General features: G+C 51.6%; 12 protein-coding genes. 11 read left to right on the forward strand and 1 reads right to left on the reverse strand.

Going from position 1 to position 11,698, the window contains the following annotated elements:
* Nucleotides 1-2: 2 nt before the first annotated feature.
* The 11 genes from EDM54_RS01380 (at nucleotide 3) to dapA (ending at nucleotide 11,415) form a co-directional block, all read left to right on the forward strand.
* A complete protein-coding gene (locus EDM54_RS01380) occupies nucleotides 3-944 on the forward strand; it encodes a bifunctional riboflavin kinase/FAD synthetase (RefSeq protein WP_003385836.1) in 942 nt (313 codons plus the stop codon).
* Between the two features lie 129 nt (nucleotides 945-1,073).
* Nucleotides 1,074-1,343 carry a 30S ribosomal protein S15 gene (gene rpsO, locus EDM54_RS01385; protein ID WP_003385834.1) on the forward strand — a complete coding sequence of 90 codons (270 nt, stop codon included), beginning with the start codon at nucleotides 1,074-1,076 and terminating at the stop codon, nucleotides 1,341-1,343.
* Nucleotides 1,344-1,504: 161 nt separating this feature from the next.
* Complete coding sequence (gene pnp, locus EDM54_RS01390; RefSeq protein ID WP_003385833.1) at nucleotides 1,505-3,640, forward strand: polyribonucleotide nucleotidyltransferase; 2,136 nt, start codon at nucleotides 1,505-1,507, stop codon at nucleotides 3,638-3,640.
* A 174-nt stretch (nucleotides 3,641-3,814) separates the two neighbouring features.
* Nucleotides 3,815-4,792: a polysaccharide deacetylase family protein gene (locus EDM54_RS01395; protein ID WP_122957628.1), complete on the forward strand. Its 978-nt coding sequence runs from the start codon at nucleotides 3,815-3,817 to the stop codon at nucleotides 4,790-4,792.
* A 101-nt stretch (nucleotides 4,793-4,893) separates the two neighbouring features.
* The gene (locus tag EDM54_RS01400; protein ID WP_003385831.1) at nucleotides 4,894-6,147 is read left to right on the forward strand and encodes a M16 family metallopeptidase; all 1,254 of its coding nucleotides are present in this window, start codon (nucleotides 4,894-4,896) and stop codon (nucleotides 6,145-6,147) included.
* A 146-nt stretch (nucleotides 6,148-6,293) separates the two neighbouring features.
* A complete protein-coding gene (locus EDM54_RS01405; RefSeq protein WP_003385830.1) occupies nucleotides 6,294-6,554 on the forward strand; it encodes a YlmC/YmxH family sporulation protein in 261 nt (86 codons plus the stop codon).
* A gap of 136 nt (nucleotides 6,555-6,690) precedes the next feature.
* Nucleotides 6,691-7,593 (forward strand): dipicolinate synthase subunit DpsA, encoded by a 903-nt coding sequence (dpsA, locus tag EDM54_RS01410; protein WP_024983827.1) that lies wholly within the window; start codon nucleotides 6,691-6,693, stop codon nucleotides 7,591-7,593.
* A complete protein-coding gene (locus EDM54_RS01415) occupies nucleotides 7,586-8,182 on the forward strand; it encodes a dipicolinate synthase subunit B (protein ID WP_003385828.1) in 597 nt (198 codons plus the stop codon). The genes dpsA and EDM54_RS01415 overlap by 8 nt, the downstream gene beginning before the upstream one ends.
* 40 nt (nucleotides 8,183-8,222) lie before the next feature.
* Nucleotides 8,223-9,263, forward strand: a complete 1,041-nt coding sequence (locus EDM54_RS01420) for an aspartate-semialdehyde dehydrogenase (RefSeq protein ID WP_122957629.1) — start codon at nucleotides 8,223-8,225, stop codon at nucleotides 9,261-9,263.
* Nucleotides 9,264-9,274: 11 nt separating this feature from the next.
* The gene (gene dapG, locus EDM54_RS01425) at nucleotides 9,275-10,501 is read left to right on the forward strand and encodes an aspartate kinase (protein ID WP_122957630.1); all 1,227 of its coding nucleotides are present in this window, start codon (nucleotides 9,275-9,277) and stop codon (nucleotides 10,499-10,501) included.
* A gap of 47 nt (nucleotides 10,502-10,548) precedes the next feature.
* On the forward strand, nucleotides 10,549-11,415 hold the full coding sequence (gene dapA / locus EDM54_RS01430) for a 4-hydroxy-tetrahydrodipicolinate synthase (RefSeq protein ID WP_003385825.1): 867 nt from the start codon (nucleotides 10,549-10,551) through the stop codon (nucleotides 11,413-11,415).
* Nucleotides 11,416-11,476: 61 nt separating this feature from the next.
* On the opposite strand, the gene EDM54_RS01435 is transcribed toward dapA, so the two are convergent.
* Nucleotides 11,477-11,689: a CLC_0170 family protein gene (locus EDM54_RS01435; RefSeq protein WP_122957631.1), complete on the reverse strand. Its 213-nt coding sequence runs from the start codon at nucleotides 11,687-11,689 to the stop codon at nucleotides 11,477-11,479.
* Nucleotides 11,690-11,698: the final 9 nt, after the last annotated feature.

An 11,698-nucleotide genomic window follows, 5' to 3' on the forward strand; every position in this document is an offset into this window, starting at 1 on the left:
CCGTGAAAACGATATCCTTGACTTATCCTTTGCCAAAAGATTTGCTACCTGTCCCCTGCGCGGTCGCTCTGGGGTATTTTGACGGTGTACATATCGGTCACAGGCGGGTAATCCAGAAAGCGATTGACACAGCCAAGGCAAATGGATGGAAAAGCGCTGTGATGACATTCGATCCGCATCCGCGGGAAGTGCTGGGACAAACCGGGTACAGCCAGTATCTTACCCCCCTCCCGGAAAAGCTGGAGCAGCTCGAGAAGATGGGCGTCGACCTGGCGTACGTCATTCGCTTTGACATTTCCTTCGCGGCTGTCTATCCCGAGGACTTTATCGAAGAATGCTTGCTGCCATTGGGGTGCCGTCATGTCGTTGTCGGCTTTGACTACACATTCGGTCACCGGGGGATGGGAACGGCCCAGACTCTGCAGGAGCTTGCCAGAGGCAGATACGGCGTAGACATCGTTGGCCCGGTCAACCGCCTAGGCGAAAAAGTTAGCAGTACGGTCATTCGCGAATACCTGCACCATGGAGATGTGGAACAGACCCGGCACTTGCTGGGACGTCCTTACAAAATCAGCGGTGAAGTGGTACACGGGGATAAACGCGGGCGTACCATCGGTTTTCCGACGGCGAACGTACGCGTCTCAAGTCCTTATCTGATCGGCAAGAACGGAGTGTACGGTGTCCGGTTTACCGTTGGCGGACAAGTATATCAAGGTGTCATGAATGTCGGGATCAAGCCGACATTTGAATTGGAGAAGAAAGAAAAATCGTTGGAAGTGCACATTTTTGACTTCAAACGCGAAATCTACGGGGAAAAAGTAGAAGTAGAATTTTTGTTCTTCATTCGGGATGAACAAAAATTCTCTGGGGTTGAAGCCCTGATCGCGCAAATCCAGCAGGATGTACAGGTCGCCAAGGAAAAATTCGCTGAGGGAAATGCATGATTCGTCTTTGCTTTTAGCGGGCCTGTATGCTATAATTCATAACGTTGCAGAAAAACCGCAGCTTGGTTGTCCGATTCTCACCGACGGCAAACTCGGCTGACGGGGATAAAATGTAGGAGGTGAGTCAAGATGGCTTTGTCTCAAGAACGTAAAGCACAGCTGATCCAAGAGTTCCGCACTCATGAAAATGACACCGGTTCTCCGGAAGTTCAGATCGCTATCCTGACAGAAAACATTAACAATCTGAACGAGCATTTGCGTACGCACAAAAAAGATCACCACAGCCGTCGTGGTCTTTTGAAAATGGTAGGTCAACGCCGCAACCTGTTGGGCTACCTGCGCGAGCTGGATGTTACACGTTATCGCGAACTGATCAATCGTCTTGGTCTGCGTCGCTAGTTCGTATCAGGAGAAAAAAGCGGGTTCATCCCGCTTTTTCTATTATCTAAAACCGCTGCCAAAGCTGCCCATTTAATTTTGATGGCGGCAGGAAATAATACATACAGGTAGAAAATGATTGTGTATCGTGCACAATGAGGTAAAGGAGGACTGCTAGCAACATGGAGCAACAATTCCGTACATACGAGTTTGAACTGGCAGGCCGCAAACTGACGCTGGAATTTGGCAAAATGGCAAAGCAGGCGCAAGGTTCGGTCTTGGTTCGATACGGCGATACGGCTATTCTTTCTGCCGTTACGGTTTCCAAAGAGCCGAAGCCGCTTGACTTCTTTCCATTGACTGTCAACTATGAGGAGCGTCTATACGCTGTCGGAAAAATCCCCGGAGGGTTTATTAAACGGGAAGGACGCCCGAGCGAGAAGGCTATTTTGGCCAGCCGTCTGATCGACCGTCCGATCCGTCCGCTGTTCCCTGAAGGATTCCGCAACGACGTCCAAGTGGTAAACACCGTACTGTCGGTGGATCAGGACTGCTCTCCTGAGATCGCAGCCATGATCGGAACGTCTGCCGCCCTCTGCGTTTCCGAGATTCCTTTCAACGGGCCGATTGCCGGCGTGATCGTAGGGCGTGTAGATGGTAAGCTCGTCGTTAACCCTACTGTTGAACAGATGGAGAAGAGCGACATTCACCTGGTGGTAGCAGGAACGTATGATGCGATCAACATGGTGGAAGCAGGAGCAGATCAGGTTCCTGAATCAGTCATGCTGGAAGCGATCATGACCGGTCACGATATGATCCGGAAGCTGGTAGAGTTCCAGAACAAGATCGTAGCTGAGATCGGCAAGGAAAAAATGGTTGTGGTGCTTCATGAGGTAGACCCGCAGGTCAATCAGGCTGTTCGGGAATACGCTGAAGCGCGTCTGAAAGAAGCGATTCGCATTGAAGAGAAACAGGCTCGTTACGACGCCATCGATGCGATAAAAGCGGAGACCAAGCAGCATTTCGCCGAAGCAAATCCGGAGACTTATGCGGAGCAAGAGCGGGCCATCGACGAGGTTCTCTACAACATCGTCAAGGAAGAGGTACGCCGCTTGATCACTGAAGAAAAAATTCGCCCCGATGGACGAGCTCTGAACGAAATTCGTCCGCTGTCCAGCGAGACGAACATCTTGCCGCGTACACACGGTTCCGGACTGTTTACGCGCGGTCAAACCCAGGCTCTCAGTGTCTGCACCCTCGGCGCGTTGGGCGACGTGCAAATCCTGGATGGCCTTGGGCTGGAAGAGTCTAAACGCTTTATGCATCACTACAATTTCCCGCCGTACAGCGTAGGGGAAGCACGTCCGCTTCGTCCTCCAGGCCGCCGCGAGATTGGTCACGGTGCGTTGGGTGAACGCGCAATTGAGCCGATCATCCCATCCGAAACCGAGTTCCCGTATACAATCCGACTTGTATCGGAAGTAATTGAATCGAACGGTTCCACCTCGCAGGCCTCGATTTGCGCCAGCGTACTTGCTTTAATGGATGCCGGTGTGCCGATCAAGGCACCTGTAGCCGGAATTGCCATGGGTCTGATCATGGGCGAAGACGGAAAAACCTTCTCTATTCTGACAGACATCCAAGGGATGGAAGACCATCTGGGCGATATGGATTTCAAAGTCGCAGGTACCGAAACAGGGGTTACTGCGATTCAGATGGACATCAAGATCGCCGGCATCAACCGTGAAATTCTGGAGCAAGCGCTGGAACAGGCAAGAGAAGGCCGTTTGACCATTCTCAAGCATATGCTCAGCACGATTTCCGAGCCGCGCAAGACGCTGTCTCCCTATGCGCCTAAGATTCTCACGATGCAAATCAATCCGGACAAGATCCGCGATGTCATCGGACCTCAAGGCCGTATCATCAACAAGATCATCGATGAGACCGGGGTCAAAATCGATATTGAACAGGATGGCCGCATCTTTATTGCATCGGTGGACCACGACGCAAACCTGCGGGCAAAACAGATCATCGAAGATCTCGTGCGCGAGGTAGCCCTCGGACAAACATACCTGGGAACTGTGAAGCGCGTGGAAAAATACGGTGCATTCATCGAGCTGTTCGCTGGAAAAGAAGGGCTCTGCCACATTTCCCAGCTGGCTGAAGAGCGCGTAGCGAAGACAGAAGATGTCGTATCCGTTGGCGATAAAGTGATGGTAAAGGTCACCGAGATCGACGACCAAGGCCGTATCAACCTGTCCCGCAAAGCTGTTCTGAAAGAGCAAGCGGCGCAAAACGCACCAGTACAAGCAGAATAACGGGTTAACCGTTTCCCAGAAAAACGTCATGACGTTTTTCGCAGACAAAGGCTTCGTCACTCGAAGGACTCTTCGCGTACGGAAGCTTTTTCTTTTTCCTTCTATCTTCCCGGCTCTCCTCATACATTGGACAAAGAAGGACTTGTACGTGTGAAAGCCGGGAGGGGCATGTGGATGAACAAAGCAGTGACATTTCGGATCCTGTTTACGGTAGGCTGCGCCGTATTGCTCGCACTGACCCTGAATTACAGACCGATCGATCGCTATATAGAAACGGTAAAAATCAAATCGATAACGGCCGACAAGCCGATTGCGGGTGGGCAGGAGGATGAGCTTCGGAAGAAAATCGACGAGTGGAAGCAGGGGAGGGAGGAGGCGCCGATCAATGCGAAGGTCGACCGGGTGTGGCGTGCCATTCCGGGATATAACGGATTGGCTGTGAACGTGGAAGCCTCCCTCGAAAAGCTGAAGACCGCGCAGACAGCAGGCCCCGGAGCGCTTGTCTTCGAAGAAATCCCTCCCGCCATCTCGCTGGAACAGCTGGGAGCCCATCCGATTTATCGCGGAAATCCGCAAAAACCCGCTGTTTCTTTTATGATCAATGTTGCTTGGGGCAATGAATATTTGGATACGATTTTGGATACGTTGGACAAACACAGCGTGAAAACGACTTTTTTCCTGGATGGCTCCTGGGTGAAGCGGTACCCGGAGCTGGCCAAAAAAATTGCAGAGCGCGGCCACGAGATCGGTAACCACGCCTATTCTCATCCGGATATGGCAAAAATCGGCGTGGAGCGGATGAGGCAGGAAATCTCAAAAACCCAGGAAGTGATTCAAAAGACGCTGGGAATAAAACCGGTCTTGTTTGCACCTCCTTCCGGTTCCTTTAATCAATCGGTGGTCAACATTGCTCACAACGAGTTTCAGATGAAGACCATTTTGTGGACGGCAGATACGGTCGATTGGAGGAAGCCGCCAGTGGGCGAGATGGTCAGTCGCATCGAGGCCAAGCTGGGCAACGGTGTTCTGATTCTGATGCACCCAACGGCACCTACAGCTGCAGGATTGGATAAAATGATCCAGGACGCCAAGAAAAAAGGCCTGATGCCGATGCCGGTTTCAGAAGTAATTTCCAGTAAGCGGCTGCGATGACACCCCCTTTATTGTGAGAATAGGCGAATTTTGTTATAGTAAAACTTGTTTGCAAGCAATCAAACGAGCAAAGGATGGAATAGCAACCGAGGAGGGTTTATGTGATACAACGATATACATGTGAGAACGGGCTCCGCATCATTACGGAGAAAATCCCATCCGTACGTTCAGTGGCTTTGGGTGTATGGGTCGGAACCGGTTCCAAGTTTGAGACGGAACGGGATAACGGAATCTCGCATTTTCTTGAACATATGTTCTTCAAAGGAACGACGAACCGTTCAGCAAAGGAAATTGCGGAAACGTTTGATGAAATCGGAGGGAATGTAAACGCCTTCACCTCCAAGGAGTACACGTGTTACTATGCGCGCATCCTCGATCAGCATGCGCCGATCGCCCTGGATGTATTGACGGATATGTATTTTAACTCCGTATTTGATCCAGAAGAGCTGGAGAAGGAAAAAAATGTGGTCATCGAGGAAATCAGCATGTACGAGGATACTCCAGACGACCTGGTCCACGATTTGATTGCAAGGGCAAGCTACGGGGACCATTCGCTAGGATATTCGATTCTCGGGACGGAAGATGTGCTGCGCTCTTTGAAAAGAGAGAATTTGCTCGATTACATTGATGGTCATTACCTCCCTTCCAATACCGTCGTGACGGTGGCCGGAAATTTTGACGAAGCATTGATTGAGGATATCAAGCGCAGATTTTCTTCCCTGCAGCGAAATGCAAGGATGCAAGAGGTACGGACGCCGGAGTTCCAGGGACGCTCGATTGCCCACCATAAAGCAACGGAACAGGCACATTTGTGCATTTCCCTGCCAGGCTTTCAGGTAGGCCATGAGGATACCTATTCACTGATCTTGTTGAATAACGTGCTCGGCGGCAGCATGAGCTCCAGGCTGTTTCAAGAAATTCGTGAGGAACGCGGCCTGGCTTACTCGGTGTACTCGTATCATTCATCTTTCAAAGAGGCAGGTACATTCACCATTTATACGGGAACCGCACCGGAGCAGGTTGGGCAGGTTTTCGATATTGTCGCCAATGTGCTTCGCGATGTTACCGAACATGGAATTACCGAGAAAGAACTGAAAAAGGGCAAGGAGCAGTTGAAGGGCAGCTTGATGCTCAGCCTGGAAAGCACAAACAGCCGGATGAGCCGCCTCGGCAAAAACGAATTGCTGCTCGGGCGTCATCTCAGTCTGGATGAGATTGTCGCGAAGATCGACCGTGTTTCGCATGAGTCCGTCCTTTCAGTCGCTAGACAGCTGTTCCGCTCCAAGCTGGCCATGGCCATGGTAAGTCCATTGGACGGTTTCCCCGACAACGTTAGAAGCGATATTCTCCTGTGAAAAAATCCGGCATAGACCGGATTTTTTTTCGTATAAAAGTAGAAACGAATAACCTTGACGAGCCCCGGAATGGCGGGTCCGTAAAGGAAGCGGCCACTTCATAGAACTGGCTTGAGAGGCGGTTCAAAATAAGGGGGATGGAGTGCATGCGTTTAAGCGAGATGAGCGGCAAGGAAATCATCGGGTTGGACAATGGGGAGCGATTGGGCGTGATCGGCGACTCTGACCTGGAGATCAATACCGAGACAGGAAGCATCCACGCGATTATCGTACCGGGTGGAAGCTTTTTTGGTTTCGGAAAGAAGCGCGACGACATGGTCATTCCCTGGGACGCCATCGTCAAAATCGGGCCGGATATGGTGATTATTCAGGTAAATAAAAATCAGTCACAAGCTTTGGAAAAATAGGCGCTTTAGTCACCGAACCGGATACGGCCGAATAGGATGGGGTAGACGTAACGCTTTCCGTTATCTTTTTCACACGGAAAAACCTTTGCGTTTCGATCGTTTAATGCAGTAAAATGTGTGGAAAGGGGAACGCAGCATGCTAACGGGCAAACACGTTGCCTTTATCGGCGGCGACGCACGCCAGTTGGAAGTGATCAAGCGTTGCATTCAACTGGATGCCAGTGTCACGCTGATTGGCTTTGACAACCTGGAAAGCATCTTCACCGGGGCAACCAAAAGACCATTAACATGCGATGTGTTGAAAGACGTTGACGCCTTGATTCTTCCCATCGTCGGGTCGGATGACAACGGCTATGTGGAAAGCATATTCTGCTCTAAGCCGCTGCAGCTATTGGATGAGCATGTAGCGAGTCTTCAAAAGCACTGCATTGTCTACACGGGTATGGCAAAGACATATTTGAAGCAACTGCTTGCCGCCCAGCAAATTGAGCTGGTGGAACTTCTGGATCGTGATGATGTGGCCATTTACAATTCGATCCCGACCGTAGAGGGAGCCTTGATGATGGCCATCCAGCATACAGACATCACGATACACGGTTCGCAGTCCATCGTGCTTGGTTTGGGACGGACAGGCATGTCCATGGCGCGTGCGCTGCATTCGCTGGGAGCCAGAGTTCGTGTAGGGGCAAGACGTCAGGAACACATAGCACGTATTTTTGAAATGGGGCTGACGCCCTTTCATATGAGCGAATTGAAACAGCAGGTGAACAATGCCGATTTTATTTTCAATACGATCCCGAAGCTTGTACTGACAGCGGAAATCATCGCCCAAATGCCGCAAACGGCATTTATTCTTGACCTCGCTTCCAAACCGGGGGGGACTGATTTTCGCTATGCCGAAAGACGGGGAATCAAGGCTTTGCTTGCACCCGGATTACCCGGTATCGTCGCACCCAAAACAGCCGGACAGATTTTAGCCCAAACCTTGTCGCGTCTTATCGGGGAGCAAACGATCACCAGGGGGAATCAGCATGGGTAAACTTCAGGGAAAGACGATCGGTTTTGGACTGTCTGGCTCACACTGCACGTTTGAGGAAACCATGCCGCAAATCAAGCGGCTTGTGGACGCGGGCGCCCGTGTCGTTCCCATTGTTACGAATACGCTCCTTACCACTGACACCCGTTTCGGCACATCCGAGAGCTGGCAAAAGCAGCTTGTGGACATAACCGGGGAAAAGCTGATCACAACGATCCCGGAGGCGGAGCCGCTCGGTCCATCCAAGCTGCTGGATGTAATGGTGATTGCTCCATGCACGGGCAACACGACCAGCCGCCTGGCAAATGCCATCACGGACAGCCCCGTGCTTATGGCAGCCAAGGCTACGATGCGAAACTTGCGGCCAGTTGTAATAGCGATCTCGACCAATGACGGATTGGGTTTGAACGCAGCCAATATTGCAAAGCTTCTGGCGGCGAAAAACGTCTATTTTGTGCCTTTCGGACAGGATGCTCCTGACAAAAAACCTACCTCGCTGGTAGCTCGTATGGAACTTATTTTGGAAACGTGTGAGGCTGCGTTAGAAGGCCGACAATTGCAACCCTTGTTGATAGAAAGATACCAATACTAAAACCAGTACTGTTTGAGCGCGATTAGGAGGAGAGTAGAAGATGGCGAACCAACTGACCTACAACGTTGCTGTGGTCGGTGCAACCGGCGCAGTCGGGCAGCAGATGATCAAAATTTTAGAAGAGCGGAATTTCCCAATTAAGCAGTTGAAGCTGCTTGCTTCCAGCCGTTCGGCAGGCAAAACGGTCATGTTCAAGGGACAAGAGATCGTTCTGGAAGAAGCGACACCGGACAGCTTTGCTGGAGTTGATTATGCCCTGTTCAGCGCAGGCGGAGCGATCAGCAAGGAGCTGGCTCCTCACGCTGTGCGCCACGGCGCAGTCGTAATCGACAACACAAGCGCTTACCGGATGGACCCGGAAGTCCCGCTGGTCGTTCCGGAAGTGAACATGGATGCCGCTCTTGCCCACAAGGGGATCATTGCCAACCCGAATTGCTCGACAATTCAAATGGTAGCCGCTTTGAAACCCCTTTATGATCGCTATGGAATAGATCGGATCATCGTCTCTACTTATCAGGCAGTCTCCGGAGCGGGCGCGTCTGCCATTCAAGAGCTGTTGACGCAGTCCCGTGACGTTTTGGATGGCAAAGAACCGGAGTGCAAGGTGCTTCCGGTAGGGAAACTGCCTGTTCATCATCAGATCGCGTTCAACGCTATTCCGCAAATCGACGTGTTTACGGAAAACGGATTTACGTATGAAGAAATGAAAATGGTGAACGAGACAAAGAAAATCTTCGGGGACGACAATGTGCTCGTATCTGCTACCTGCGTTCGCATCCCGGTTGTATATGGACACAGCGAAGCTGTCTATGTAGAGCTGAAAGAGGATTACGATCTGGCAGAAGTAAAATCGCTGCTGGAAAAAGCTCCCGGCGTCGTATTGACCGATGTACCGGAAGAGCTGCGCTATCCTTTGGCTACGGATGCGGCAGGCAAACTGGATGTGTTTGTAGGACGCGTACGCCGCGACCTTCATCATCCAAGAGGACTGCACATGTGGATTGTGTCCGACAACCTGCTCAAGGGTGCTGCTTGGAATACAGTACAAATCGCTGAAGAACTCATCAAAGCACGAGCATAGGGGAGAGGTTTGTGAAAATTCTCGTCCAGAAATTCGGTGGATCTTCACTGACAACAGAAGATTGCCGGATCAGGGCTATTACGCATATAAAAAGAGCAATCGACGAAGGCTATGCCCTCGTCGTTGTCGTGTCAGCGATGGGGCGCAAGGGCGATCCCTACGCGACTGACACATTGCTGCAGCTCATTCGCAGCAACGGGAACGGTTTGCCCAAAAGAGAGACGGATCTGTTGATGCACACGGGTGAAATCATCTCGGCAACGGTCATGTGCAGCATGCTGAATGCCGAGGGAATACACGCGACGATTTTGACAGGCGGGCAGGCGAATATTGTCACCAGCGATGATTTTACTAATGCGCAGATCGAGACGATTGAACCAAAGCGAATCTTGCAGGAGCTGGAAGCCGGGAAAGTGGTTATCGTTCCCGGTTTTCAGGGACGGACGCCGGATTGGGAAATTACGACGCTCGGCCGAGGAGGAAGCGACACGACGGCAACAGCTCTAGGCGTCGCGCTCCATGCCGAAATGGTAGACATTTTCACTGATGTGAACGGAATCATGACGGCTGATCCACGGATTGTGGATGAGGCCCAGCCGCTGGCGACGGTTACGTATTCGGAAATCTGCAACATGGCACATCTGGGGGCGAAGGTTATCCATCCGCGTGCTGTCGAGATTGCCATGCAGGCAAATGTCCCCATTCGTGTCCGATCCACTTTTTCGGATGATCCAGGTACACTGGTTACCAACCTTTTGAAGATTGGTCGAATGGGGTACACTGTACATGATCGGCTGGTCATGGGGATCGCGCATGTCCCGAATATTACGCAAATCAAAGTCGCCAACAAGGATGGCCGTTACGATACGCAGCTGCAGGTATTCAAGGCGATGGCCAAGAATGACATCAGTGTCGACTTCATCAACGTGAATCCGTTGGGTGTCGCGTATACGGTCCATGATGAAATGGGAGAAAAGGCTTCCCGCATCTTGACGGATATGGGATACGAGCCTCAGTTATTGCCGCATTGCGCAAAGGTCTCTGTAATCGGTGCGGGGATGACGGGCGTTCCCGGTGTCATGGCTCAGATTGTGGAAGCTTTGACGCACGAGGACATTCCCATTCTGCAGTCTGCTGACTCCCATACGACCATTTGGGTTCTGGTGCACGAGGAAGACATGGTACGGGCCGTTCGCGCCCTGCATCATCAATTCCAACTGCATACCGGACACTTATAGCAGCTATGACATTATACATGTGAGAATAGACAGAGGAGTTGGGGGCAGTGGCACGTTTTGGCCGATTGGTTACCGCGATGGTAACTCCTTTCAATCAACAACTGGAAATCGATTATGAACAAACCGAGCGTCTTATTGATCATTTGCTGGCCACCGGGACGGATGCGGTAGTAGTAAGCGGGACAACGGGCGAGTCGCCGACGCTGTCCGCCAGGGAAAAGCTGGATTTGTTCAAGCATGTCGTGTCCTATGCAAAAGGGAAATGCCATATTATTGCCGGTACAGGCAGCAACAATACGGCGGCGAGCATCGAGTTTACGAAAGAGGTTGAAAAGATCGGCGTTGACGCAGTCATGCTCGTCACTCCGTATTACAGCCGTCCTTCCCAGGAAGGAATATATCAGCACTTCAAGGCTCTTGCCGAGTCTACCAAGCTGCCAGTCATGCTGTACAATGTTCCCGGCCGTACGAGTGTAAACATGACAGCAGAGACTACTCTCCGGCTCGCGCAATTGCCCAATGTGGTTTGCGTGAAAGAAGCATCCGGCAACCTGTCTCAAATGGCATCCATCATTGAGCATGCGCCGGAAGGGTTTGAGCTGTACAGCGGGGATGACGGGTTGACACTTCCGGTACTGTCTATCGGGGGCGTAGGCATCGTCAGCGTGGCCAGCCACGTGGTAGGTGCACAAATGTCCGAGATGATGTCCGCGTTTTTCCGTGGAGAGCATGCACAGGCAGCGGCTATTCATCGCAAACTCCTGCCTGTATTTGAAGGCTTGTTTGCCTATCCCAGCCCAGGACCGGTCAAAGCGGCCCTGGAGAAGCTCGGAGTACAGACCGGTGGCGTTCGGTTGCCATTGGTCGATTTGACCGAAGAAGAAAAAGCGTTTGTCCATTCGCTGTTGGGATAAAACAGCGAACCAAAAACGGGAGCCGCTCCAAGGCTCCCGTTTTGCTGTTTCGCTTCTGTTCTCAGACCAGCAAGGGACTGAACATCCAGTGAAGGAAAAGAACCAGCACTCCCAGACTGATGTTGATCCAGCCGAGGAGCTTTGCGGCTCGTCGTTCTCTCTTCATGTTTGCCGCCCGGTAAGTCTCGGAGTCGATCAGAAGGACGAATATGCCGGTAGCTATCGTCAGAAACACTACATAGTAGATGTACCCGAGATGCAGGGAGAAACTCATGTATTGACC

It is taken from the genome of Brevibacillus borstelensis (assembly GCF_003710865.1).
Taxonomy (GTDB): domain Bacteria; phylum Bacillota; class Bacilli; order Brevibacillales; family Brevibacillaceae; genus Brevibacillus; species Brevibacillus borstelensis.